Source organism: Pseudomaricurvus hydrocarbonicus (assembly GCF_011602365.1).
Classification (GTDB): Bacteria; Pseudomonadota; Gammaproteobacteria; order Pseudomonadales; family Cellvibrionaceae; genus Pseudomaricurvus; species Pseudomaricurvus hydrocarbonicus.
Genome location: NZ_JAAONZ010000001.1, coordinates 230,757 through 256,729 on the forward strand (window position 1 = coordinate 230,757; position 25,973 = coordinate 256,729).

The 25,973-nt window shown below is 53.6% G+C and carries 20 protein-coding genes; 8 read left to right on the forward strand and 12 right to left on the reverse strand.

Annotation, left to right across the window (positions count from 1 at the left end; genetic code table 11):
• The first annotated feature begins 9 nt into the window (after positions 1-9).
• From rsxD to G8770_RS00965, 3 genes are read left to right on the forward strand one after another with little or no spacing between them, the layout of a single operon-like run.
• The gene (gene rsxD / locus G8770_RS00955; RefSeq protein WP_167180816.1) at positions 10-1,068 is read left to right on the forward strand and encodes an electron transport complex subunit RsxD; all 1,059 of its coding nucleotides are present in this window, start codon (positions 10-12) and stop codon (positions 1,066-1,068) included.
• 11 nt (positions 1,069-1,079) lie between these two features.
• The gene (rsxG, locus tag G8770_RS00960) at positions 1,080-1,820 is read left to right on the forward strand and encodes an electron transport complex subunit RsxG (RefSeq protein ID WP_167180818.1); all 741 of its coding nucleotides are present in this window, start codon (positions 1,080-1,082) and stop codon (positions 1,818-1,820) included.
• Entirely contained in the window at positions 1,817-2,530 is a 714-nt protein-coding gene (locus G8770_RS00965) for an electron transport complex subunit E (protein WP_167180820.1), read from the forward strand. The genes rsxG and G8770_RS00965 overlap by 4 nt, the downstream gene beginning before the upstream one ends.
• A 143-nt stretch (positions 2,531-2,673) precedes the next feature.
• Here G8770_RS00965 and G8770_RS00970 read toward each other — a convergent pair whose 3' ends face one another.
• The 6 genes from G8770_RS00970 to G8770_RS00995 form a co-directional block, all read right to left on the reverse strand.
• A complete protein-coding gene (locus tag G8770_RS00970; protein ID WP_167180822.1) occupies positions 2,674-3,015 on the reverse strand; it encodes a 4a-hydroxytetrahydrobiopterin dehydratase in 342 nt (113 codons plus the stop codon).
• A 384-nt stretch (positions 3,016-3,399) separates the two neighbouring features.
• Positions 3,400-5,049, reverse strand: coding sequence for a dihydrolipoyllysine-residue acetyltransferase (aceF, locus tag G8770_RS00975; RefSeq protein WP_167180824.1), 1,650 nt, complete (start codon positions 5,047-5,049; stop codon positions 3,400-3,402).
• Between the two features lie 29 nt (positions 5,050-5,078).
• A complete protein-coding gene (gene aceE / locus G8770_RS00980; RefSeq protein WP_167181367.1) occupies positions 5,079-7,727 on the reverse strand; it encodes a pyruvate dehydrogenase (acetyl-transferring), homodimeric type in 2,649 nt (882 codons plus the stop codon).
• A 490-nt stretch (positions 7,728-8,217) separates the two neighbouring features.
• On the reverse strand, positions 8,218-11,049 hold the full coding sequence (locus G8770_RS00985) for an insulinase family protein (protein ID WP_167180826.1): 2,832 nt from the start codon (positions 11,047-11,049) through the stop codon (positions 8,218-8,220).
• Between the two features lie 170 nt (positions 11,050-11,219).
• A complete protein-coding gene (locus G8770_RS00990) occupies positions 11,220-12,305 on the reverse strand; it encodes an AI-2E family transporter (RefSeq protein WP_167180828.1) in 1,086 nt (361 codons plus the stop codon).
• 189 nt (positions 12,306-12,494) lie between these two features.
• Entirely contained in the window at positions 12,495-12,716 is a 222-nt protein-coding gene (locus G8770_RS00995) for a sulfurtransferase TusA family protein (protein WP_167180830.1), read from the reverse strand.
• A 439-nt stretch (positions 12,717-13,155) separates the two neighbouring features.
• Between G8770_RS00995 and G8770_RS01000 the strand changes: the two genes are divergently transcribed.
• Entirely contained in the window at positions 13,156-14,604 is a 1,449-nt protein-coding gene (locus G8770_RS01000; RefSeq protein WP_167180832.1) for a M48 family metalloprotease, read from the forward strand.
• Between the two features lie 6 nt (positions 14,605-14,610).
• On the opposite strand, the gene G8770_RS01005 is transcribed toward G8770_RS01000, so the two are convergent.
• Entirely contained in the window at positions 14,611-14,856 is a 246-nt protein-coding gene (locus tag G8770_RS01005; protein ID WP_167180834.1) for a SlyX family protein, read from the reverse strand.
• A 93-nt stretch (positions 14,857-14,949) separates the two neighbouring features.
• Positions 14,950-16,200, reverse strand: a complete 1,251-nt coding sequence (locus tag G8770_RS01010; protein ID WP_167180836.1) for a serine hydrolase domain-containing protein — start codon at positions 16,198-16,200, stop codon at positions 14,950-14,952.
• 93 nt (positions 16,201-16,293) lie between these two features.
• Between G8770_RS01010 and G8770_RS01015 the strand changes: the two genes are divergently transcribed.
• Positions 16,294-17,199: a UDP-2,3-diacylglucosamine diphosphatase gene (locus G8770_RS01015; RefSeq protein ID WP_167180838.1), complete on the forward strand. Its 906-nt coding sequence runs from the start codon at positions 16,294-16,296 to the stop codon at positions 17,197-17,199.
• 140 nt (positions 17,200-17,339) lie between these two features.
• Here the strand turns inward: G8770_RS01015 and G8770_RS01020 are convergent, their stop codons facing one another.
• On the reverse strand, positions 17,340-18,152 hold the full coding sequence (locus G8770_RS01020; RefSeq protein ID WP_167180840.1) for an ion transporter: 813 nt from the start codon (positions 18,150-18,152) through the stop codon (positions 17,340-17,342).
• Between the two features lie 289 nt (positions 18,153-18,441).
• On the opposite strand from G8770_RS01020, the gene G8770_RS01025 reads away from it, so the two are divergent.
• The 3 genes from G8770_RS01025 to G8770_RS01035 all read left to right on the forward strand — a co-directional run bounded on the left by G8770_RS01025 (position 18,442) and on the right by G8770_RS01035 (position 19,416).
• A complete protein-coding gene (locus tag G8770_RS01025; protein WP_167180842.1) occupies positions 18,442-18,753 on the forward strand; it encodes a hypothetical protein in 312 nt (103 codons plus the stop codon).
• Positions 18,754-18,803: 50 nt separating this feature from the next.
• Positions 18,804-19,127, forward strand: a complete 324-nt coding sequence (yciH, locus tag G8770_RS01030; protein WP_167180844.1) for a stress response translation initiation inhibitor YciH — start codon at positions 18,804-18,806, stop codon at positions 19,125-19,127.
• 67 nt (positions 19,128-19,194) lie between these two features.
• Positions 19,195-19,416, forward strand: coding sequence for a DUF3820 family protein (locus G8770_RS01035; RefSeq protein ID WP_425049692.1), 222 nt, complete (start codon positions 19,195-19,197; stop codon positions 19,414-19,416).
• 264 nt (positions 19,417-19,680) lie between these two features.
• Here the strand turns inward: G8770_RS01035 and G8770_RS01040 are convergent, their stop codons facing one another.
• The 3 genes from G8770_RS01040 to nadA all read right to left on the reverse strand — a co-directional run bounded on the left by G8770_RS01040 (position 19,681) and on the right by nadA (position 25,703).
• Positions 19,681-20,631 (reverse strand): acetyl-CoA carboxylase carboxyltransferase subunit alpha, encoded by a 951-nt coding sequence (locus tag G8770_RS01040; protein ID WP_167180846.1) that lies wholly within the window; start codon positions 20,629-20,631, stop codon positions 19,681-19,683.
• 189 nt (positions 20,632-20,820) lie between these two features.
• Entirely contained in the window at positions 20,821-24,438 is a 3,618-nt protein-coding gene (gene dnaE / locus G8770_RS01045) for a DNA polymerase III subunit alpha (protein WP_167180848.1), read from the reverse strand.
• A gap of 209 nt (positions 24,439-24,647) precedes the next feature.
• Positions 24,648-25,703 (reverse strand): quinolinate synthase NadA, encoded by a 1,056-nt coding sequence (gene nadA / locus G8770_RS01050; protein ID WP_167180850.1) that lies wholly within the window; start codon positions 25,701-25,703, stop codon positions 24,648-24,650.
• Positions 25,704-25,973: the final 270 nt, after the last annotated feature.

A 25,973-nucleotide genomic window follows, 5' to 3' on the forward strand; every position in this document is an offset into this window, starting at 1 on the left:
TGAAATACTATGGCCTTTATGAAAATGACCTCCCCGCACGCCACCCGTGCGGGTGACACCGGGGATGTAATGAAACAAGTCATTCTGGCTTGCGTACCCGGCTTGATTGCCTTGAGTTACTTTTTTGGTCCCGGCAGCCTGATCAACGTAATTCTCGCCAGCGCCACGGCCATTGCCTGTGAAGCTGGCGTGCTGAAACTGCGCAACCGCCCCATTGATTTCTTCCTGAAAGATTACAGCGCAGTCGTTACCGGTGTGCTGCTCGGCCTGGCACTCCCGCCCTACTGCCCCTGGTGGGTAGTGGTCGTGGGCACTGCCTGCGCCATCATTCTGGCCAAGCACCTGTACGGCGGCATGGGCTACAACCCCTTCAATCCGGCCATGGTCGGCTATGTGATTCTACTGATTTCCTTTCCGGTCGAAATGACACAATGGGCCGTGCCCCGCACTATGCTGGCGGAAGGCCAAGACCTGCTCGGCCCCCTCAGCGCGTTGCAACAGATTTTTCTGGGAGGGGCCATCGATGCCTACACCGGTGCCACCCCGCTGGATGTGTTCAAACACAACGATTCACAGCTGGTGCAGCACCTGTACGCCTCTGAACCCATCTTTTCGACCGCTCGCTGGGCCGGTGCCGGCTGGGAATGGGTCAACCTGGGCTTCCTGCTGGGCGGGGCGTACCTACTGTATCGCAAGATCTTTACCTGGCACACACCCGTCAGCATGCTGGTCACACTCTTTCTCTTGTCGGTGGTTTTTTACGATGGGGGCAGCTCCCACAGCGGTGGCTCGCCACTGTTGCACCTGCTGTCCGGGGCCACCATGTTGGGCGCCTTCTTTATTGCGACCGACCCGGTATCGTCAGCGGTCAGCACCAAAGGTCGACTGTTTTACGGCGCCGGCATTGGCATCCTGGTCTACGTTATCCGGGTGTGGGGGAATTACCCCGACGCGGTGGCATTTGCCGTCCTGCTGATGAATTTTGCCGCGCCCTTTATTGATTATTACACGCTGCCACGCACCTACGGCCACGACAAAGCCCGTCGCGCGACCGAGAAAGAAGACTAAGGATTACACCTATGCTGGGCACCTCCATCAGTAAAAACAGCTTGTTGCTGGGTCTGTTTGCACTTATCACAGCCGCCATTCTGGCCGGTACACAAGCGGGCACTCAGGATCGTATTGCGGCGGCGGAACGGGAAGCTGCCCAGAGAGCCCTGCTCGAAATCGTGCCACTGGATCGCCACACCAACGACCTGTTGATGGACACGGTGCCCATAGAGGAAGCATATTGGGAAGCGCTGGGGCTGAAAAACGGTGGCGAGGTTAACATCGCCCGGGATCACGGCGAACCTGTCGCCGCGATCATTCCCGCCGTTGCCCCGGACGGCTACAGCGGTGATATCAAGCTCATCATCGGCATAAATGCCGATGGCAGCATTGCCGGCGTCCGCGCCCTGACCCACAATGAAACTCCGGGGCTGGGCGACAAGGTCGACCTGAAGAAAAGTTCGTGGATACTGAGCTTTAATGACAAATCCCTCAGCAACCCCGGCATTGAACAGTGGGCCGTGAAAAAAGATGGCGGCGACTTTGACCAGTTTACCGGCGCCACCATTACCCCAAGGGCGGTGATCAATCAGGTGAAACGGGCGTTGCTGTATTTTTCTGAAGCCAAGCCCCTGCAAGCCAAAGAGGAAACAGACTCTGCGCCGCAAGCCACACCTTCCGCACCGGAGTCAGCAGCAACTGGCCTGGAGTCAAACGGCATACAGCCTGCACACAACGCTCAATCACAATCTCAAGTGGCCCCCTCATGACAACAAGCTACAAAGAAATCACCCATAATGGGTTGTGGAAAAATAACCCGGCGCTGGTGCAGCTACTGGGACTTTGTCCGCTGTTGGCGGTCAGTGGCAGCGTGGTCAACGCTCTGGGACTGGGGCTGGCCACCACGCTGGTGTTGGTCGGCTCCAACATCGCCGTCTCCCTGATCCGCAAGACCGTCAGCGATGCCGTGCGCCTGCCGGTGTTCGTGATGATCATCGCCTCTTTCACCACCTGCACCGAACTGCTCATGAAGGCCTACACCTACGAGCTCTATCAGATACTGGGGATTTTTATTCCACTCATTGTGACCAACTGCGCCATCCTGGGACGTGCGGATGCGTTTGCCAGCAAAAACAGCGTGCCGGCATCGGCGCTCGACGGGCTTATGATGGGAATGGGTTTTGCGCTGGTGCTGGTCAGTGTCGGGGCCATCCGTGAAGTACTGGGGCACGGCACCTTATTTGCCGACATGAATCTGTTGCTGGGGCCTATGGCTGAACACTGGAAAGTAACCCTGTTCAGCAACTATCCAGGGTTTCTTGTGGCCATCCTGCCGCCAGGCGCCTTTATTGTGACCGGTTTCTTAATTGCGATTAAAAATGTCATTGATGCCAACGCCGAGAAACGCGAAAAAGCCAAACGCACCGAGCCGGTGATCAAAGGCAGCAAACGCGTGCGCACCACGGGCACCATTTCTTAAGCGGTCTGTCTGAAGACGGTTTAATGGCCACATGCTGGGCTTAAAACCTGGTTTTGAAAGACTCAAACGGCCGGTGTGATACCGGCCAGCGAACGCCCGCCAGCTGATCCGGCAGCCGTCTATTTACCATGCAAGAAGTCGGTCTATTTACCATGCAAATAGTCGGTCTTGGCGGCCATGACAAAGTCATTGCGGTGCAACCCATGAATGGTGTGCGTCCACCAGGTGATGGTCGCCTTGCCCCACTCCACCAGAATCGCGGGGTGATGATTCGCTCCCTGCGCCAACTCACCCACGGCATTGGCAAAATCCAGCGCCTGATTAAAATCCTGGAAGGGATACACTTTTTCCAGCTGATCCACGCCATCCGGCGATATCAACAGCCAGCCTGGCAATTGATCCAACAAAGCCTGCCGCTCCTCAACAGGAACACAGGGAGCCCCTGCCTTACACGTAGTACACGACTCTCCAGCCAGTGGTGTCATAGGCACATCCTTAGTTCGCTGTTGTTGGGCGCCACAAGACGAGAGCAGCGCAGTGAGAGAACAGTGACACCCCCGAGTGCGTCCTCTTATTCTCAGTGTAGTCTACCCACGCTTTGGCGCATTAATGAATGTTACAAGCTGGCCGGATTACACCGGACGGAGACACCGGCGCTCGCCTCCAAATCATTGCCCTGACGATAAAAAAAAGAGCCTGACCTTACGGACAGACTCTTTATAACTGCATATTGCTAGCTACATGTTGATAGCCACATGTTAATAACTACCTCTCGACAGCCACCAATTGAGCACAACAACTTGCGGCAGTGCCGCGTTTCCAGCCGCTTACCGTGAAAACACAAGCCTGCCTTTTAACACCCACATGAATCAGAGCAACAACTTGCGAATGTCACTCAACACAGCAACCATGTAGGTGAAGAAACGGCCACAGTCGGCACCATTAATGGCACGATGGTCATAGGAAACACTCAGCGGCAGCATGTTGCGCGGAATAAACTCTGCTCCGTTCCAAACCGGTTTCATCTGCGCTTTGGATACGCCCATAATGGCCACTTCAGGGGCATTCACAATTGGTGTAAAGCCGTTGCCACCGATTGCACCCAAACTGGAAATGGTAAAACAACCGCCCTGCATGTCCCGCGGCATGAGCTTGCCGTCACGGGCCTTGGCGGCAATCTCTGCGCTTTCAGCGGCCAGTTCCCACAGCCCTTTTTTGTTCACATCGCGAATCACCGGCACCATCAGACCGGCCGGCGTATCCACGGCCACACCGATGTGAATGTAGTTTTTCTTCACGATATGCTCGCCATCGGCGTGCAGCGACACGTTAAAACTGGGTTCGGCTTCCAACGCTGCCGCCGCCGCTTTTAACAGGAACGGCAGTGGTGTCAGCTTGACGCCGCGCTTGTCCGCCTCCGCTTTCATCGACTTGCGGAAAGCTTCCATCTCGGTAATGTCGGCATCGTCAAACTGCGTCACATGAGGGACGTTTAGCCAGGAGCGGGACATATTGGCGGCAGTCAATTTGGCAATCTTGCTCATCTTGACCATTTCGATGTCGCCGAACTGGGAAAAATCCACTTCCGGAATGGCAGGAATACCTGAGCCACCCGAGACTTTACCGCTGTTAACGTCCGCCACCAGTTGCTTCACATAACTGCGGACATCGTCTTTCATAAAGCGCCCACGGGGACCCGAGGGTTTCAGTTTATTCAGATCAACGCCCAGCTGACGAGCCAGCTTGCGCACCGAGGGTCCGGCATACACACCGGCCGCACTCTCACGACTATCAGTGGCGGTACTGATGGCTGCCGGCGCCGGTTTTGGCGCCGGTTGAGCGGCAGGAGCGGGCTTTTGCGCTGCAGCCGGCTGTTGCTCTGAAGCCGACTGTTGCTCTGAAGCCGGCTGGGCTGCGGGCGCAGAGCCTGTAACTTCCAACAACACCAAATCCGCGCCTTCAGAGACCTTGTCCCCTTCTGCCAATTTGATTTCGAGGATTTTTCCCGCCGCCGGGGAAGGAATTTCCATGGAAGCTTTATCCGATTCCAAAACCACCAGAGAATCACCTTCGGCAACCTCATCACCGACCGCCACACAGAGCTCTATCACCTCCACGCTGTCACTGCCGCCGAGATCCGGCACCGGAACCAGTTGTTGAGATGTTGCGCCTGCCGGTGCTGCCGGCGCCTGCTCTTCTGCGTCGGCCGCAACTGCGGTTTCTTCCGCCTCTGCAGTACTCTCAACCGCTGGCGCGTCATCACTTTCTGACGACGCCTCCCCCTCGAGCTCCAACTCCAGAATGGCATCGCCTTCGCTGAGGGAGTCACCTTCCTTCACTTTCAGGGATATAACCTTACCCGCTTTGGGGGAGGGAATTTCCATGGAAGCCTTATCAGACTCCAGCACCACCAACGACTGCTCAGCCTCAATCACATCACCCGGCTCAACACACACTTCAATAACATCTACCTTGTCCGCACCACCCAGGTCCGGAACAGGAATAATTTCAATAGCCACACTCACTCCTCAATCCTTAACTGGTCGAATTAGTTGTACAACGGATCAACTTTATCGGCGGTGATGCCGTACTTTTTCATTGCTTCAGTGACAACAGAAGCACTCAGCTCGCCTTCGTCTACCAGTGCTTTCAGTGACGCCAGCACCACAAAATAACGATCAACTTCGAAGTAACGACGCAGGTTTGAGCGGGTATCACTGCGGCCAAAACCATCGGTACCCAGCACCGAGAAACGCGCTGGTACAAACGCCCGCAACTGTTCCAGGTAGTTCTTCATGTAATCCGTGGCACCAATCACCGGCCCTTTTCTGCCAGCCAGCTGTTGCGTCACGTAAGCCTGTTTCTCTTCGGCTTCAGGGTTCAGCAGGTTGTAACGGGCACAGGTCTGACCTTCACGGGTCAACTCATTGACACTGGTCATGCTCCAGACATCCGATTCGATACCGTAGTCTTCACGCAGCATCTCAGCAGCAGCTTCCACTTCACGCAAGATGGTACCGGCCCCCATCAACTGTACGCGCGTGTCAGCGTCTTTACCTTCTTTGAGCAGGTACATGCCCTTGATGATGCCCTCTTCTGCCCCAATCGGCATTTCAGGGTGCTTGTAGTTTTCGTTCATGGTGGTGATGTAGTAGAAGCAGTTCTCTTTATCTCCGAACATCCGCTTCATACCATCCTGAACAATCACCGCCAATTCGTAACTGTAAGTCGGGTCATAGGTGCGACAATTGGGGATGGTGTTGGCCAGAATGTGGCTGTGGCCATCCTGATGCTGCAAACCTTCTCCGTTCAGAGTGGTTCGACCCGCCGTGGCACCGATCAGGAAACCGCGCGCCTGGCTGTCGCCAGCTGCCCAAGCCAGATCACCAATGCGCTGAAAACCAAACATGGAGTAATACACATAAAACGGCACCAGAGGACAAGCGCTGTTGCTGTAGGCGGTTGCCGCTGCAATCCAGGCCGACATCGCACCCGCTTCGTTAATCCCCTCTTCGAGGATCTGTCCCTGCTTACTCTCTTTGTAAAACATGATCTGGTCGTGATCGTGCGGGGTGTACTGCTGACCCGCTGAAGAGTAAATACCCAGCTGGCGGAACATGCCCTCCATACCAAAGGTACGAGCCTCATCCGGTACGATGGGCACGACGCGCTCACCCATGGCTTTGTCTTTTACCAGCGTCGACAACAAGCGCACAAACGCCATGGTGGTGGAAATTTCACGCTCACCGCTGCTCTTCATCTGTGCTTTAAAGGCATCCAGAGCTGGAGTTTTCAGCGCCGGAAAGTCCGCTTTACGAGCCGGCAGATAACCATTCAGCTCTTTGCGGCGCTTGTTCATATACACCATTTCAGGGCTGTCAGGCGCCGGACGATAGTAAGGAACGCTCTTTAACTCGTCGTCCGAGATGGGAATGCCAAAACGATCACGGAAGCGCTTGAGGCTTTCCAGATCCAGCTTTTTCACCGAGTGGGTTTCATTCTGCGCTTCAGCAGCTTCACCCATACCGTAACCTTTCACGGTCTGCGCCAGAATCACCGTTGGCTGCCCTTTGTGTGCCACCGCCTCGGCGTAAGCCGCGTAGACTTTAAACGGGTCGTGGCCACCGCGATTGAGGTACATGATGTCTTCGTCGCTGAGATCTTTCACCAACTCCAGCAACTCAGGGTATTTGCCGAAGAAATGCTCACGGGTATAGGCCCCGCCATTGGCTTTGTAGTTCTGCAATTCACCGTCACAGACTTCGTCCATACGTTTTTGCAACAGACCCGTGGTGTCTTTTTCCAGCAAGGCGTCCCAATGACGGCCCCACACCACTTTGATCACATTCCAGCCCGCGCCGCGGAAAGACCCTTCCAGCTCCTGAATAATCTTGCCGTTACCACGTACCGGCCCGTCCAGGCGCTGCAAGTTACAGTTCACCACAAAGATCAGGTTTTCCAGCTGCTCACGGCCGGCCAGGGAAATGGCGCCCAGGCTTTCTGGCTCATCACACTCACCGTCGCCAAGGAAAGCCCAAACTTTACGATCACCCCGTGGCGACAGACCACGAGCTGACATGTAGCGCATCACGTGCGCCTGATAAATGGCCTGAATGGGACCCAACCCCATGGAAACGGTCGGGAACTGCCAGTAATCCGGCATCAGCCAGGGGTGCGGGTAAGAGGACAGGCCGCCGCCATCGACTTCGCGACGGAAACTGTCCAGCTGTTCTTCGTTAAAACGCCCTTCCAGATAGGAGCGCGCGTACATGCCCGGAGACGAGTGCCCCTGAAAATAAATCAGATCACCTTCTTCCTCACCCTCGCCGCCACGGAAGAAATAGTTAAAACCCACATCGTACAGGGTCGCGGAAGAGGCGAATGAGGAAATATGCCCCCCCAGACCCTCGTTGTTATCGTTAGCGCGCATGACCATCGCCAAAGCATTCCAACGAATCAGAGACCGAATACGACGCTCCATGAACAGATCGCCAGGCATGCGCTTTTCTGAGGTCACCGGAATGGTATTGCGGTAAGGGGTGGTAATGGCTGCAGGCAGCTGCACACCCGCATCAGTGGCCCGATCGGCCAACTGCTTCAGCAAGAATGCTGCCCGGCCCTTGCCGCCATAGCGAATCACTGAGTGCATTGCGTCTAACCACTCGCGAGTCTCCAGGGAATCCACATCCTCCTGCACCCGATTTTCCTCAATACTCATAATTCTTAATCCTGTCTGTCAAACTCAAAAATGCCACCCCAAGAGGGTCACTAGAGTATAGGCACCGATTCACTCGCCGGTCACCTACATGGCCTCCAAAAAATTTGTAGTATTTTTACATAAAGTCCATTGGAATTACAAGACGGAGACCGCCAGCCAGCCCACAATTGCGGAAAAAGCGTTAAGAATTAACGATAATTCACACTCAACAAATGTAGAATAACTACAAGACAGGCTGCCAAAGTTTCGCCACATGGTAATAATAACGATTTACAGGCTGGCCAGAGCAGGCAATACCCGCGGGAAATTCCGGCCTGATGACGGCCTGCCTGGCCGGCAGGCCGAGAGGGTGAAGGACACTCAAGCAAACGACCAGCTTAAGTGACTTCTTAGGCAATGGGGTGACGCGGACACAGCCGTCAGCTCCCGCTATACCGCCTGCGGACAAACAGGCCAAGGGGCAGCGAGCTCAAGGGTAAGTGTAGGTGTCTGAGTCCAGCTTTAGCGCCTCCAAATTCGGAATCTCACGGGTTGATTCAATCTCTACGGGCTCAGCCCCCGCCGTTAACCACAATTCACGGGGCGCCCCCAACACCGACCGACTGTATTGAGACACCGTTTCAGGCGTGAGGGCTTTCACGGCCGCAATCAACTCCGAACGCCGATCAAAGTTCGTATGATTGGCGATAATTTCAGACCAGTAGCGGTCAGCCTGCTCCACCATGTTCTTCGGCGCTTCATTGAGCTGTGCCAAAATCGCCTTGCGGTAATTTGCAAAATCCGGGGTTTTACCCACCTGGGCGTCAACATACTGCTGAATTTCACCTACCACATCGGCCAAGGGGGTTGATGGCGACTGCACCAGGAACACATTGCCCGACACATCTTTCAGCCCCATGCTGGTCACAAATACGATATAGCCCAATTGTTTTTCGGTACGCAACTGATGGAAAAATGACGAGCTCAACATTTGCCGCATCAACATCATGTTGGCACGGTCTTTCACGCTATCACCCTGCGCCTGAATATACAGTGCCGCCACCACGTCCCGATGATTCACCGGTAAATGATAATGTGAGGCCCCCACCGGCAGCTTGACCACTCTGGCGGATGGCATCAGCGGCGTGGTTTCCTCTGCCGGCTGGTCGTAAAGTTTATACTCGATCAATGTGGCCAGCTTCAACGCTTCCTGACGATACAGATTGCCAAACAGCAACACCTGAGTATGACTGCCTTGCCACAAATTGGCGGCAAAACGCCTGAGGTCGGCAAGATTGACGGATTCCAGCGCATCGGCCAACTCCAACTCATCCCACAACGGTGAGAACATCAACGCCGGTAATTTTTGAAACAGCTGTTCATAGGGCGTTAATGTCTTCTGATTGCGCCAGCTGCGAATCAATTCCTGTTTCAGGCTGTCGAAGCGCTCCGACTTAAAGCGACCACGATCAATGGCGTTCAGAATGCGGTTCAGCAAGGCCCCCTGGCGATCATTATAGCCCCCCACCCTGATATCAAAACCGCGACTGTTGGCTCGGACATTAAAGTTCAGTCCGGCCAGCATGGCCGGATAGGCATACTCATTAAGAGAGTCATTCACCAACGCCGCGTACAAATGAGCCAAGGCAGCATTTTTCGCAGACTGCCCAACCAGAGGTGCATAGGTTCTGATATTGATGCTCGCCCGAGGGACCTTATATTGATTATCTTGCTTAAACCAAACATCAATGGCTTCCGACTTTTTGATCAGCGCCGGCACATTCGTAACCTTCTCCATGGACGGCAATGCCTTAACCGTCAGATGGCGGGGAATGAAACGGTTTTTTTCCGGCAGATGCAGCTTTTCCAGCTCGGCCTTGGGTACGCTGGCCACTTCGTATCGCAACTGCTCAATGGCATAAGGCGTGCTGTAAAAAGGACTGACTTGATTGGTTTCAACACTGGGCGCGGTCACCACCCAAAGGAAATTGTCGGGTCGTAACAATTTTAAATAACGGCGTATCAGCCTGGGGCTGTATTCATCAAAGGCATAACGCCCGCGGATAATGTCTGTGGCCGGGTAGAGATGCATCTGACTGGCCAAACGGCTGGTCACATCAATAGCTTCCCCCTTTTCGGCAAAGCGAAACGCGATTTCTGCCAGCCGTTGCTGCTCTTCAAAACGCCACTCTTCCACCCCTTTCTCGCGGATAAGCTGAATCATGCGGAACGTGGTAGCCACCACCTTTTCCTGGTTTTTCAGGCCCTCGGGGGTTAATTGAATAGAGATATTAAAGGTGTTTTCGTTGCGGCCGCCGTAGCCGGAACCCGCACTCAAACCTTCCGCCCACCCCAGCTGTTTCAGTAACGACAACAAACTGCCTTCACCTTCATGTCCCAGCAAGCTACCCAGGTATTGCAGCGGTTTTTCTTTGTAATACTTTTCGGCAGACGGGATGGGAAACAACATGGCCAGCCGCCGCTCTTCCTTTACCGGCTTGATGCTCACACGAGCTGGCAAAATATCGCCGGTAAACAATTTCTCGCCAGAGATGGTCTTTTTGGTTTCGTGAGACGGTATCTGGCTGAATCGCTGTTCCACCATCTCACGCAGCTGTGGCAATGACTCCCGGCCCAGCACCACCAACGTCATATTACTGGCGGAATAAAAATCCTGATAAAACTGCAATAAGTCCTCACGCACTGGATCCTCTTCGGTATTCGACAAGGTATCGAGACTACCGACACTGAATTTGGACATGGGGTGCCGCGAACTGACAATTTGACCGAGCACATCCAGCTCACGTCGATAAGGATTTTTTATTTTAGACTTGTACTCGGAATGAACGGCATTGCGCTCGCGATCTACATACTCTTCAGTGAACGATGGCGCCACAAAAAACTGGGCAAAGCGATCCAGAGCTTCATCCAGGTAAGTGTGTTCAACATCAAAGAAATAGTTTGTGTGCTCACTGCTGGTATAAGCATTATGAGTACCCCCATGGGTACTGATAAAGGATTGATATTCACCCGGCAGCGGGTATTTCTCGGTCCCCAGAAACAACATATGCTCAAGGAAATGGGCCAGCCCCTGACGGTCCTGGGGATCATCGGCGCTGCCAACGTCGACATCCAGGGCAGCCGACGCTTTATCGCTTTTCGGGTCAGAGATCAACAGCACCCTTAACTGATTCGACAGCGACAGATATTGGTAGTCTCGCTCGTCGTTGGGGCTCTTCGCCACCTCCTGCCCCCAGCTTAAGCCAGGAACAACAACCAACAACAACAGTAGGACACCGCCATACACACGCAAAAACTGCAAGAGCTACTCCTTTATCAGTAGGGCCAATCCATGAATACCCCACCACAATGCTACAATCTTGAACCCGGGATTCTGCTTATCCTGCCCGATTCAAGGTTTACGGACTGCCTGGACCAAGAGCCATACAGAGCACCACAGACACTCCGCCGACGATTTCATCGCTATTTTTGCTAGGCCTTACTTTCTGCCTTCGGCACAGCAATGGCATCACCTGAAACCGGCCAGGCGTTGAGGATGGCCTTAAACAACGTCGCCAAGGGGATCGCAAAAAACACCCCCCAGAAGCCCCACAACCCCCCAAACACCAATACCGCTAGAATAATCGCCACCGGGTGGAGGTTCACCGCCTCTGAAAACAGCAAGGGCACCAACACATTACCGTCCAAACCCTGGATGACACAGTAGACAGCAAACAACCAGTAAAATTCGGTGCCCGGCCCCCATTGAAACAAGCCTATCAACAAAACCGGAATGGTGACCACCGCCGCCCCGATATAGGGAATCAACACCGATAAACCGACCGCCAAACCCAATAACAAAGCATAGTTCAACCCCAGCATAATAAAGGCAATGTAAGAGGTAATACCGACGACCAGAATTTCAATCACCTTACCACGCACATAGTTGGCGACCTGGTCATTCATTTCATGCCATATCTGACTCATCATCGGCCTGCGGTTAGGCAGATAACTGGTGATCCAACACAATATCTGCTCGCTGTCCTTCAGAAAGAAAAACACCAATATCGGCACCAGAATAACGTAGATAAAAATACCGGCAACCAACGGTAAATTGGCAACCGAATAGGTCAGCACATTCTGCCCGATCGCTCCCAGCTCCCTTCCCGCCGAAGCCATCAATTGCTGAACCTGCTGCTCAGATATCAGCTGTGGGTACTGCTCGGGCAACAACAGCAGTAACTGCTGCCCCTCGGTCAACATGCGGGGGATCTCAGCCACCAAGCGGGCTGTCTGCTGCCAGACAACCGGCATCAGATAAAGAAAAAACACCCCCAGGGCAGCCAACAACAGGCAGGTGGCAATACTGACCGCCACCCAGTGCGGCACCTTCCACTGTTTGAGGCGATCCACCAACCCCTGCAAAAGAAAGGCAATGATCAGCGCCGTAATGGCTGGGGCCAGTACCGAGCCCAGTGTCAATATAATGACAAGACTGGCAATCAGCAGGAACGCCAACAATACAGCTTCTTCCTCACCGAAATACCGATCAAACCAGCCTCTGACAATCTTTAACACGCACCCTTCTCCTTTGGCCTGTAAAAACATTGCTCACAGGCACGTTAACGCTCTAAATACTACTGGGGGTTCACCTGACCAACGGACGGTGACTGATTTTACTCTCGCTGTTACAACACAGCATTTAATAGCCCGGCCTTGTAAATTCCTATGCCCGGGCTTGATAACCAGGACCCGGTTTAATCACTCTCACCCGGTCTTCTTGATAACGTAGCAATAACAGCCATTGTGCTGGCTGCTTTCCAACATTTCATGACCACTTAACTCGGTAAAGGTCTTAAAATCACGCACCGATCCGGCATCGGTTGCCAGGACCTTAATGGTTTCCCCTGGCTGAATTTGATTCAACGCCTGCTTGGCCTTTAATAACGGCAGCGGGCACGACAGCCCCCGCGCATCGACTTCCTGCATTATCTCTAGCTCACATAATTAGCGGATACTTACTTCTGGACCGCAGGGCCCGGAAGGATTTTTTCAGCGGTTTCGCAGTCTGAATATTACCAGATGTCATGAAACAGCCCCAGCGACATCCTCAAACCACTCAAAGTGAACGGAGCAGCAATAATGTCTAAGACGACGCCTGATCACAAGCCTTATCCTTCCCAAGGGCGATATGGCGCACCGCCAAACGGTACACCCCGCCCCGCGACAGTGGTCGCTTACAACGCCTGAAAGACAGCTTTGTCCCGTGCCGACCCGTTGTGATAAGCACTGGTGAGCGTAAGCCAACTGCGCTAGAGTTACCCCAAGATTCAAAGGTACTATTCAACGGTACTAAAAGGTATTCAAAGACGTGTTAACACTGACCACCAAACACCCAGCTACTCACAGAAGCAAGACGCTCAAAGCCATGGGCCGTAATTTGCTCAGTGCCGTCGCCCTTTCAAGTGCTGTCATCTCACCGTTGTTTACCAGTGATAGCCTTGCAGAAAGCTACAACCTGCCCGAGCTGGGAGACGCCAGCTCGGCAGTGGTCTCACCGCAACAGGAATATGAGCTTGGCCAGACCTGGCTGAGATTATATCGCAGCCGGGTTCCCACTTCTTCAGACCCCTTGCTGCACACCTACATCGAACAACTTCTGGGGCGACTGGCTCAAAGCAGCCAACTGAACGACCGCCGTCTGGAATTGATTGTGGTCAAGAACCCAACCATGAACGCCTTTGCTGTGCCGGGTGGTGTAGTCGGCGTCCACACGGGCTTGTTCTTGTACGCGGAGTCTGAGGCACAACTGGCCTCGGTCCTTTCACACGAACTGGCCCACTTGAGCCAACGCCATTTTGCCCGCGGTGTGGAGATGCAGCAAAAAAACAGCATCCCGATGATGGCCGCCATGCTCGCCAGCCTGGTGTTAGCCGCGACCGCCGGCGGGGATGCGGGCATTGCCGCACTCACCGCCACTCAGGCAGCGGCTTTAGACTCACAACTGCGCTTCAGCCGACAGAACGAACAGGAAGCGGACCGCATAGGCATGCAGACCATGGTTGCGGCCGGTGAAGACCCCTACGCCGTGCCCGCCATGTTCGAACGCATGCTCAAAGCCACTCGCTACAGCCGGCGCCCGCCGGAGTTTTTACTGACTCACCCGGTCACCGAAAGCCGCATCGCCGATGCTCTCAACCGCGCCAATAAATACCCTCGCCAGCAATACCCGGTTGATCTGGATTTTTATTTAATGCGTGCCCGGATTCAGCTGCAGCATGACCAGACACCCCAGGATTCGGTCAAGCGCTTCAGCAGTGAGCTCAGCGGCGAAAGCCTCTCCGCCGAGGCCAGCCGCTACGGCCTGGTATTAGCGCTGACGGAAGCCTCACAACTCGATCGCGCACGGGCAACGCTACAACCACTGTTGCAAAGTCATCCGGATAAAGATGCCTACATCATTGCCGAGGCGAACATTTACGCCGCGGAGCACAATTACGAAAAAGCGCAGGCCTTACTGGAGCAGCAACTGTCCCAAAATCCCGACCATCACGCCTACAATGTGCGTTACGCCGAGCTACTGATGAAGTCTGGAAACTATGCCCGCAGCGAAGAAGTTCTGGAAAAACATGTGCGTCGTCGCCCCAAGGACGACTCTGTCTGGTATTTACTGGCTGAGGTACATGGACTGGCGGGTAACATACTGGGTGTACACGAAGCCCGGGCCGAATACTTTATCCTAAACGGTGTCTTCGACAAGGCTCAGATACAACTCAGAAATGCGCTCAAACTGTCCCGGGGCAGCTATCACAAAACCGCCCTGCTGGAAGAAAAACTGAAACAGGTCGCAAAAATGCAAAGCGACAGCAATCTCTGACAACCCTTAATAATGAGGCGGCCTTTCATCCACCGCCGGCCCAGGAAGTTCGTCCGCGCTCAAATCCATGGATTTGAGCTTTTCCGCCAACATTTGCAGCTGCAGCTGTTGGCGAGCCAACAGCCTATCCTGTTCGGCAATCACCTTATCCAGCGATTGCAGCGTGTCTTCGTGAAAAGCCAGCCGGGTTTCCAACTCTTCAATTCGGTCATTCAGCACTTTCTGGTCAACGTCATAGTTATCGCTGCACATTTCATTATCTCATCGTTCAAACAGTTTATGGGCAACGCAACACTCGACTGCGCAACCTCGTCGTCAACTGCCCAGGGTCAATCTCCCCCTGGATCAGTCCCTTACCGCGGCGTAGACCGCCTGTAATAGATGATCAGCACGGTCATCCAGGGTAATACTTTGCCCCATGGCGCGGGTGGCATAGCCAAAACCGAAGCCCTCACTGGCGTCAGCGTACCCCAGACTGCCACCGGCACCGGGGTGACAGAAAAAGCGTTCTGACTGTATGTTGCGAGGCAATAGCCGCATAAACCCCAAACTCAGACTCAGCGGACAATGCAGCACATTATCCTGCCCCTGCGTCTGCTCTTCCCAGCACCATGAGCGGGCTTCGGCCGTGAGCAAGCGCTCGTCGTCCAAGTCAGCCAGTGCACCGTAAAAAATCGCCAGGTCCGCAGCCGAAGCATGGCCATTCGCCGCAGGAATTTGGGCCTGGCGCCAGGGCACCCCATTGGTTCCAATCATGAGCGAGGGGGGATTAGCAAAGGCTTTCGCTGTCACACCCTGAGGGTTTCCCAAAATAGCATTCGTCAACAGGCTGCCGCTTTTGACGTTGTTAACGGCCGCAGACTTGGGCACTTTCAAAGGTGCCATATCGGCAATGCCCGCCAGCTCACCAGAGGACAAGCCAAACTTCCAGCCCAACCCCAGCGGCCGGGCAATATTCTGCGCAACATAATCATTAAAACTGTTGCAGCCGCTCACCCTGCAGACCAGCTCCCCCAAAATCCAGCCAAAGAGAATGGGCGAATAACCTTGCTCGGAGCCCGGTTCCCACCAGGGAGATTCCTGAGCAATCAAACCCGTCGCCATTGACCAATCGTAAATAGCAGTGTCAGGCACTTTCCCCTGGAAAGCATTCACCCCGGAACGGTGAGTCAACACCTGCCGCACGGTAATGTCCTGCTTGCCGTTTTGAGCAAATTCCGGCCATAGATCAGCAACGGGCTGCTCCAGGGACAGCAGCCTCTTCTCCACCAACTGCAAAATGGCGATGGCGACAACGGCTTTACTGGCAGAAAAAACATTCGAGCGAGTATCCTGACGCCAAGGCTGAGCCTCCGCCTTATCGCGGCTGCCCGCCCATAAATCAACGACAGTTACCCCTCGGTGCACCAGTGAAACTGCGGCTCCCACTTCGTGGTAATCCGTAAACAGCTCAGTAAACGCCTGCTTCACACCCTCAAAACCGAGACTAACGCTGCCTTCAATCAACACGGCCTTCACCCCCTGACTTTTAAAGTGCACATCATACAGGAAATGCCCCCCTTTCAGCCTGTCACTTAATCGCCACGGCACGTTCATCCATTGGTCATCGCGGTGTCACAACCCTGTCACAGCCGTGCTGGAGACTCATTTTTATTGTCATAATCTACTGTCAAACAAGGCACACAGACAATGAAAACCTATCGAACCCTGTGGATCTCGGACGTTCACCTCGGCACCAAAGACTGCCAGGCCGAGCTGTTGAACGACTTTCTGAAACACCATCACGCGCAAAAATTGTATCTGGTGGGCGACATCATCGATGGCTGGAAAATGCAGTCCGGCATTTATTGGAAGAAAGAATTTACCCGGGTGATTCGACGCCTGCTCAACCTGTCCAAAAAAGGTGTCGCAATCGATTACATCACCGGCAATCACGATGAATTTTTACGTCGCTTTGCCAACAACCGTTTTGACAACATCAACCTCTACAATCGCGTCATACACACCACCGCTGATGGCCGAAAACTGCTGGTCATTCACGGCGACCAATTTGACAGCGTAACGCGCTGCCATCACTGGCTGCGCTTTCTGGGCAATAAGGGACACACTCTGTTAATGGCACTGAACCGCGGTTACAACTCGCTGAGAGCCAAATACGGGCACGGTTACTGGTCGCTGGCCAGCTTCCTGAAAACACACCTTCCGCAGGCTCAAATGTACATCCAGGAATACGAACAGGGCGTCGCTCACGCGGCTGCCAAACAAGGTTTTGATGGCGTAGTCTGCGGCCACATTCACCATGCGGCATCTAAACGCATAGGTGACATCGATTACTACAACACCGGCGACTGGGTGGAATCCTGTACCGCATTGGCCGAAAATGCCGATGGCACGATTCATTTGATCAACTGGCGCACGGGCAGCTCTGATTCATTGACCGATGGGCAGGATAATAAAGCTGAGCCAGCCAGGCCTTTTCCCCAATCCGTTGCCGCACGCCTGAGCGGCTCTGCGCCCACACCGCCAGATCTGGATTCGAATGACGCTGCGCCGAAGAATGACCCTAAAATCCCGGCCCTCATCATCCCCGGCTGACAGCCAACATGCCGCTTAAATTAACCACAACACCCATTTCACAACCAAACATTCACACCCAACTAAAGCGATAAGTGGCATAACGCGGTATCCGCAAGCGCTATCCATCTTGTGATTGCGCCAGAAACGGTTAATCGTGCTTAATCCGACAGCGGGGTGCCACAGTATCGGCAGTAGAGCGCATCACTTTCGTGCCCACTGCTGTGACAATCCTCACAGCGACGGGACGTGCGCTCGCGCTGCATCTCGGTGGCCAGCTCTGCAGTGAGAATACCGGTAGGCACCGCAATGATGGAATAACCCGTGAGCATCGCGGCCGCGGCGATGAACTGCCCAATGACAGTCTGTGGTGTAATATCCCCATACCCCACCGTGGTGATGGTCACGATGGTCCAATAAATACTTTTCGGAATACTGGTGAAACCATTTTCAGGCCCTTCCACCAAAAACATCAATGAGCCAAAGATGGTGGATAGCACCAGCACCGCAGAAAAGAAAATTAATATTTTACGTCGCGACATGACCATCGCGCGCATCAAAATATTCGCCTCAGAGAGATAGCGAACCAACTTTAAAATTCGAAAAATGCGCAGCACACGCAGCAGACGGATAATCAGCAGGTAATTCATACCCGCCAAAAACAATCCCAGATACGACGGCAATATTGCCAACAGATCCACCAGGCCATAAAAACTGCGCATGTAGCGCAAGGGATGCGGCGAGCAATAAATACGCACCAGATATTCCAAGGTAAAAATACCCGTAAACCCCCACTCCACGGCATTCAGCCAGACCCCATAGCGCCCTTCAATCACTGATACTGACTCTAAAATCATCGCCAGGACGCTGATCGCAATCAGGTAAATCAGCACCATATCGAAGCGCTTGCCTGCGGGCGTGCCGGTCCCAAAAATAATCGTATAGAGTTTTTGCCGTGTTGGAGAAAGCTCCATAATTGCCTCTAATTCCTGATCCCTGCCCACCGCGTGGGCAAGTTGTCATTGTATTCGCACTGGTGTGAATATGGCCAAACTCAACCAATCATAGCTTGTCATTATGAGCGCTCCGGACCATTTAGACCAAACTCTTCTGAACAAGCGGGATTGGCTCTAAAGCCAAAACAGGGCCATAGCTGTCATCAGCTCCCTGTCGCAAGCGTCTCTCGACTGGAAGACGCTAGCTGGCTGGGATAAAATGCCGGTCCTTACCCACCACCCGTTTATCCTTTAACAGGAGCACAATGTGGCACTACTGATTAAACCGTTACGCTGCCCTCATTGCCAGCAACCCATTGATAAGCCTCTGTTAAAACGTCATGGCCAGCTGAAAACCTTCCTCCATCGCAAACCATTCCCCTGTCCCCATTGCGGTCAATCCGCGGTATTGCCGGAATTGTCTGAGACCCTGATCTCGGTGGGCATCTTGATTGCCGCCATTCTCGCCCCGCTGTTTCACCTGTGGGATGTCAGCTTTATCGATAGCAGACTGGCTTTTGCCACTGGGGCTATGCTCGTGATCGCCGGCGTGGCGACTCAAAAACTCCACAAAGCCTGACCGAAGTTTAGCCGCTATGGCGGGCCGATAAAGCCACAAGGAAGCTCCTCATGAGTAAGAACACACGCCTGGTTTACTCCACCGACCAGGGGCGGGTGAAAGAAGCCACCGCAGAAAAAGCCGTTGATAGCGGTGACGGTATTGTTCGGTTGCTGAGGGAAACCAAAGGCCGAAAAGGCAAAGGTGTGACGCTGATCACTGGCCTGGGCCTGAAAGAAGCCGAGCTCAAAGCCTTGGCCAAAAAGCTCAAACAACAATGCGGTGTCGGAGGAGCCATCAAAGATGGCGTTATCGAGATACAGACCGATGATCGCGAAAAGCTGAAAGCGCTGCTGGAAAAGCAGGGACTTAGCGTCAAAATAGCCGGCGGTTGAGATTGGCCGCCAGCCAATCATCGAGGGGCGGTCTCGGACCTGACCCCAGACACAGGAGCAAAAACCTTTGGACCTGACGGAAGAACAGCAACTGCTGAAAAGCCTTGTCACCCACAAAATGCCATTTGGCAAATACCAGGGGCGCTTATTGGCGGATCTGCCGGAAGCTTATGTACTCTGGTTTGAACGTGAAGGCTTCCCGGCAGGCAAACTCGGACAACAGCTGGCGTTGCTACACACTATCAAGGTCAATGGCCTTGAACCTCTGCTGGATCCACTGCGCCCTTAAAACCCATAGCAACGACCTGAAATATTGGTGACCAGAAACCAGGCGGCTTCCAGGCGACCCACAAAACGCCCCTTATTGCGATCACAAAAAAGGCCCGAAACCGAAGTTTCGAGCCTTCTCTATACTAATCCGATCGACTCCAGACAGTCCAGTCGAACGCGATTGCCAGTCTCAGCCAACCTGATCGAGCCGCTCCACTTTGGTCTCGACCGATTACCACTCCATCCACAACAAAGATAAAAGCGGTAACCATTGTCAGACAAATCAGGGGTTGCCGTAGCTCATCAGACGCTGGTAACGTCGCTCCAGCAGCTGCTCTATAGGCTCTGCTGACAGGCGGTCAACCTGCTCAATCAAACGCCCCTGCAGCTTGCTCGCTATGGCGTCAATATCTCGATGAGCACCGCCGAGAGGCTCGGCAATGGTTTCATCCACGATGCCCAGGCGCTCCAGATTGTCCGAAGTTACCCCCATGGCCTCAGCAGCCAGTGGGGCTTTATCCACGGTCTTCCAGATAATATTGGCGCAACCTTCGGGTGAAATCACAAAATAAGTGGAGTATTGCAGCATGTTCAAATGGTCACCGACACCAATCGCCAGCGCACCACCGGAAGAGCCTTCGCCAATCACCGTACAAATGATAGGCGTTCTTAAACGAGACATCACCGCCAGGTTCTGCGCAATGGCTTCGCTGATGCCACGCTCTTCACTGTCGATACCCGGATATGCCCCCGGAGTGTCGATCAAGGTCAGAACCGGCATTTTGAAACGTTCAGCCATTTCCATCAGGCGAAGAGCTTTACGATAGCCTTCCGGCTTAGGCATCCCAAAGTTACGAGAAACCTTATCGGGCACACTGCGGCCTTTTTCTTCGCCGATCACCATCACAGGCTTGCCATCCAGACGGCCGACGCCACCAATGATGGCTTTATCATCACCAAAGTGACGATCTCCGTGCAGCTCATCCCAGTCAGTGAACATTCTCTTGATGTAATCCTGAGTGTAAGGACGCTGAGGGTGACGAGCTACCTGCACCACCTGCCATGGAGTCAAGTTTGAGTAAATGCTCTCGGTGAGCTTGATACTCTTTTCTCGCAGCTTGGAAATTTCTTCTGCAATGTTGAGATCGTTATCACTTCCCACCAACTGCAGCTCTTCAATCTTGGCTTCCAGGTCAGCAATAGGCTGTTCAAATGTGAGGAAATTTGGGTTCATAACTACCAATAGGTTCCAAGCATCAAGTTATTGTTTGTGAGAGACCAGAGGGGCGTGAGTGCCAGATTGACCACCCCCTGAAGCCCTGCATTAAAGCTAAATACCATACGCGAAAGTGACCAATGAGTCGACCACTTTTGACTAGATCGGCGGTCTGACTGGCCGATTTAGGAAGCCGGTCTCAAAGCTTCAGTACTCCAGAGAAACCTTGTCCCGGCCACATATTTCTCTCAGGTTCTCCAGCAGCTCATCCTGCGGCCTGACTCGCCAGGATGCCCCCAACAAGACCCGGCCACTGGCGTCGGGGCGCCGATAATTGAGCTTTACAGCACAGCGCCCCTGACGGTATGGCTCCAACAGGTTCGCCAATTGTTTGGGGAAGCTTTGTGGCAATTGATCCGAAGACACTTCGATCACCAATCCACGCGCCAAATCTATCCGGGCATCGGCCAGGCTACGCACTTTTTCAGCCCGCATTTTCAAGCCGCCACTGTAATCATCGAAATTGACTTGCCCCTCAATGATCAACATTCCATCTTTAACCAACTTCTCCCGGTATTCATTGTAGGTGTCAGAAAAAATAGCGCACTCAATTCGACCCGAACGGTCGTCCAGGGTGACGAACGCCATATTGTCGCCGCGCTTGGTTCTCATGACTCGCAACCCGACCACAAGACCCGCCACGTTTTGGCTGCTTTTCTCAGGCTTCAAATCAACAATGCGCGAGGACACCAAATGTTTTAGCTCATTTCGATACTCTTCAATCGGGTGGCCGGTAAGGTACAGGCCCAGGGTATCCTTCTCACCGTTCAGGCGTTCTTTAATACTCCAGCTGCGAACGTGTCTGAACTCCCCGTACACATCCGCCCCGCTTTGCGCGGTGGGCACCACATCGCCAAACAAATCGACCATTCCCGCATTGGCATTGGCGGCACTCTGCTCAGCCGCTTTTACCGCCTCCTGCATGGCCGCCAGTAAAACCGCGCGGTCGTAATCCCGGTCAATTTTCGGGCTGATGCCATCCAGCGCTCCCGAGCGAATCATCGCCTCAATGGCTCGCTTGTTGACTTTACGAGGGTCAACCCGTGCACAAAAATCAAACAAGTCGGTAAACGGTCCCGACTTGCGGGCTTCGATAATATTTTCTATCGGACCTTCACCCAGCCCCTTAATCGCCCCCAGGCCATAGATAATGTTGTTATCATCATCAACGTTGAAATGAAACTCACCCGAGTTCACATCGGGTGGCAACAGGGTTAGCCCCATCTCCCGACACTCTTCGATGAAGGTTACAACCTTATCGGTTTTATCCATGTCCGAAGACATGGTGGCTGCCATAAACTGAGCGGGATAATGCGCTTTAAGCCAGGCCGTCTGGTAAGACACCACCGCATAGGCGGCCGAGTGAGATTTGTTAAACCCGTAGCCGGCGAATTTTTCCACCAGGTCAAAAATTTTCATCGCCAGGTCGGGGTCTACCCCCTGACCTTTCGCGCCGTCGGCAAAGGTGGAACGCTGCTTGGCCATCTCTTCCGGTTTTTTCTTGCCCATAGCACGCCGTAACATATCGGCGCCACCGAGCGAATAACCGGCCAGTTCCTGGGCGATCTGCATGACCTGTTCCTGGTATACAATGACACCATAGGTCGGCTTAAGAATGGGTTCCAGCTTTTCATGCTGATACTTCGCATCGGGATAGGCAACCTGAGCCCGACCGTGTTTACGGTTGACAAAGTCATCGACCATGCCTGAATCCAGAGGACCCGGTCGGAACAGCGCCACCAGGGCAATCATGTCTTCAATATTGTCAGGCTGTAAGCGCTTGATCAGATCCTTCATACCACGGGATTCCAGCTGGAAAACTGCGGTTGTTTGCGCGGCCTTTAACAATTTAAAGGTATGCGGATCATCGAGCGGAATGGCTTCAATCACCAGCGGCTTTTCACCCAGCTTGGCACGCTGAATATCAATCATCTTGCGCGCCCAATCGATGATTGTCAGTGTTCTCAGGCCCAGAAAGTCAAACTTAACCAGACCCGCATCTTCCACATCGCCCTTATCGTACTGCGTCACCAACCCGCCGCCGGTCTCATCGCAGTAGAGCGGCGCAAAGTCAGTCAATTTAGTGGGGGCAATCACCACCCCACCGGCGTGCTTACCGACGTTCCGAGTCAAGCCTTCAAGCTTGAGAGCAACCTCCCATATCTCTTGAGCCTCTTCGTCCACCTCTAAAAATTCCCGCAGGGTATCTTCCTGCTCAAACGCCACCTGCAGCTTCATGCCCGGATCGGGGGGAATCATTTTAGAGAGTTTGTCGGCCAGGCCGTAAGATTTTCCCTGCACCCTGGCCACGTCCCTGACCACCGCTTTGGCCGCCATGGTACCGAAGGTAATGATCTGAGAAACCGCATCACGACCATAGTTATCAGCCACATAGCTGATCACTTTATCGCGGTTTTCCATGCAGAAATCCACATCGAAATCGGGCATGGAAACCCGCTCGGGATTCAGAAAACGCTCGAACAGCAGATCGTATTCCAGAGGGTCCAGGTCGGTAATTTTCTGTACATACGCCACCAGAGAACCCGCACCGGAGCCCCGGCCCGGCCCCACCGGAATCTGGTGATCTTTGGCCCACTGGATAAAGTCCATGACGATCAGAAAGTAACCGGGGAATCCCATCTGCATGATGATATTGAGCTCAAATTGCAAACGCTCCCAATACAGCCTGTAGGTTTCAGGGAAGTCCGGTGCCGAGGTGTCGTACAAAAAATCGAGACGCTCATCGAGCCCCTCGTAAGAAATCTTTTGGAAAAAGACGTTGGTGCGCAGCATCGCTGCATATTCTTCTTCCTGTTCACGACCGGCCCAGCTTTCGGCCATGGCGTCACGGGCGTAGCCCACAAAGGTGTCATAGGGCACCCGGTTTTTAAAATACGGGTCTTCTTCAAAATCGTCAGGAATCGGGTAATCAGGCAAATAATATTTGCCCAATTCAATATCCAGAGTACAGCGCTTGGCAATTTCTACCGAGTTCTGCAGAGCTTCAGGAATGTCCGAAAACAGCTCAGCCATTTCTGCAGGGCTGCGTAAATACTGCTCTTCACTGTAGCGTCGCTCACGTCGCGGATCATCCAGAGCCCGCCCCTCTCCAATACACACCCGCGCTTCGTGGACATCGAATTCATCGGATTTGATAAAACGGCAATCGTTAGTCGCTACGACCGGGCACTGTGACTGATCTGCCAACGCAACGGCTGCGTGAAGGTATTCCTCATCTTGCGGCCGGCCCGTGCGCTGCAGTTCAAGATAAAACCGGCCAGGAAAATCCCGCATCCAGCCCTGCAACAGCCCTGCGGCCACAGCCGGCTTGGACCCCAGCAGGGCCCGGCCGATATCGCCAAATTTACCACCCGACAGAGCGATGATGCCCTCGGCCCGCTCACTGATCCAGTGTCGCTGCAGATAAGGCTCACCCAAATACTGCCCGTGCTGATACCCCATCGAAATGAGCTCAGTGATGTTCTTGTAGCCTTTGGTGTTCATGGCCAGCAGGGTAATCAAACTGGGATCAGCCCCCTCTTCCTCGGCACTCACCCAAAAATCAGCGCCGCCGATGGGCTTAATACCCGACCCGGTGGCCGCCTTGTAGAATTTTACCAAACCGAAGAAGTTGCAGAGATCGGTCACCGCACAGGCCGGCATCCCCATCTCCTTGACCGCCTCTACCAGCGGTTTAACTCGAATCAAACTGTCTGACAGAGAGAATTCAGTATGTAGACGAAGGTGAATAAATTCAGGGGTCATAGATGGCGCCGGGGGTCTTCATAAAAGGGAAAGCTGCCCCACATTCTAGCGAAAAAGAAGCTGAATGACAGGGAATTTGAAAGTGCCGGCCCAGGCATCAAAACCTGCAGCACCGCAGCGGAACAAATAGTGATCTATTTGGCAGCGCAAGAACAGAAGAAGAGGAAAAATCAGTGCCCGCAGCGATAGCGGGCACTCACATGAGCCGTTTATTTTGCAGAAAAATCCAACATGCGCTGCAGCGGCTTCATGGCGCGCTGGCGGAGATCTGCATCCACAAAAATCTCACAGCCGTCGCCATTCAAAAGCACACTTTTGAGGTTGTCCAGTGCATTCATGGCCATCCACGGGCAGTTTGCACAACTGCGACAAGTGGCGCCATTACCTGCGGTAGGCGCGATAATCAGCTCCTTCTCAGGGGCCAGCTGCTGCATTTTATAAAAAATGCCCTGATCGGTAGCCACGATGAACTGCTTATTCGGCAGGCTCTGAGCGGCTTTAATCAGCTGCGAGGTTGAACCCGCCACGTCGGCAATATCCACCACACTTTCGGGTGACTCGGGATGCACCAGCACAGCGGCATCCGGGTATTGCTCTTTCAGGTCCAAAATACCTTTGGCCTTGAACTCCTCGTGCACAATACAAGCACTGTCCCACAACAACACATCAGCGCCGGTTTGCTTCTGCACGTAACGCCCCAAATGCTTATCCGGAGCCCAGAGTATCTTTTCCCCCTGGGAATCGAGGTAATCCACCACGTCCAAAGCGATACTCGAGGTGACCACCCAGTCCGCACGCGCCTTAACGGCAGCTGAGGTATTCGCATAAACAACCACGGTCCGATCCGGGTGTTGATCGCAAAAATCAGAAAATTCGTCCGCGGGACAGCCGAGGTCCAGGGAGCAGGTCGCCTCCAGTGTGGGCATTAAAACACGCTTTTCAGGGGTAAGAATTTTGGCGGTTTCGCCCATAAACTTGACCCCGGCAACGATCAGCGTCTCGGCATCGTGCTGCTTGCCAAAGCGCGCCATCTCCAGCGAGTCCGAAACACATCCGCCGGTCTCTTCCGCCAACGCCTGAATCACAGGGTCTGTGTAGTAGTGAGCAACCAACACAGCATTCTGCTCTTTCAGCAAACGCTTGATATCACTTTTGTAGGACTCCTGCTCGGCTGCACTCATCACGGATGAGGGCACAGTAGCAAAATGCTCCCGCACTAATTCACGGGCATTTTCTTTGGAAGGTACTTTTTCAATGACAGTCATAGATCGATCCGACTCGTTTCTGAGCCCGTCATTTTAACATACCGGCAATAATGCGTCGCTAAAATATCATGCCACGCGCTTACTTTTTGACCAGCTGCCTTCGGCCCGGCATTCAAGCCGAAACCGACAAACCGATCACTTTGTCACCCAGAAAGTCAATATTGTGGAATGACTTTGCAGCCAGAAGGCGCAAGTGATGAAAAAGCCGGAAATCTGTACATTTTAGGAGACCCGCAACCCAGCCGGCGAAGCCCCAAAACAAAACTCTGC

Excerpts from the sequence above, each read along its gene's own strand:
- rsxD (WP_167180816.1), top strand. The coding sequence starts at position 10 with ATGGCCTTTATGAAAATGACCTCCCCGCACGCCACCCGTGCGGGTGAC.
- rsxG (WP_167180818.1), top strand. The coding sequence starts at position 1,080 with ATGCTGGGCACCTCCATCAGTAAAAACAGCTTGTTGCTGGGTCTGTTT.
- G8770_RS00965 (WP_167180820.1), top strand. The coding sequence starts at position 1,817 with ATGACAACAAGCTACAAAGAAATCACCCATAATGGGTTGTGGAAAAAT.
- G8770_RS00970 (WP_167180822.1), bottom strand. The coding sequence starts at position 3,015 with ATGACACCACTGGCTGGAGAGTCGTGTACTACGTGTAAGGCAGGGGCT.
- G8770_RS00995 (WP_167180830.1), bottom strand. The coding sequence starts at position 12,716 with ATGCAGGAAGTCGATGCGCGGGGGCTGTCGTGCCCGCTGCCGTTATTA.
- G8770_RS01000 (WP_167180832.1), top strand. The coding sequence starts at position 13,156 with ATGGGCCGTAATTTGCTCAGTGCCGTCGCCCTTTCAAGTGCTGTCATC.
- G8770_RS01005 (WP_167180834.1), bottom strand. The coding sequence starts at position 14,856 with ATGTGCAGCGATAACTATGACGTTGACCAGAAAGTGCTGAATGACCGA.
- G8770_RS01010 (WP_167180836.1), bottom strand. The coding sequence starts at position 16,200 with ATGAACGTGCCGTGGCGATTAAGTGACAGGCTGAAAGGGGGGCATTTC.
- G8770_RS01015 (WP_167180838.1), top strand. The coding sequence starts at position 16,294 with ATGAAAACCTATCGAACCCTGTGGATCTCGGACGTTCACCTCGGCACC.
- G8770_RS01020 (WP_167180840.1), bottom strand. The coding sequence starts at position 18,152 with ATGGAGCTTTCTCCAACACGGCAAAAACTCTATACGATTATTTTTGGG.
- yciH (WP_167180844.1), top strand. The coding sequence starts at position 18,804 with ATGAGTAAGAACACACGCCTGGTTTACTCCACCGACCAGGGGCGGGTG.
- G8770_RS01040 (WP_167180846.1), bottom strand. The coding sequence starts at position 20,631 with ATGAACCCAAATTTCCTCACATTTGAACAGCCTATTGCTGACCTGGAA.
- dnaE (WP_167180848.1), bottom strand. The coding sequence starts at position 24,438 with ATGACCCCTGAATTTATTCACCTTCGTCTACATACTGAATTCTCTCTG.
- nadA (WP_167180850.1), bottom strand. The coding sequence starts at position 25,703 with ATGACTGTCATTGAAAAAGTACCTTCCAAAGAAAATGCCCGTGAATTA.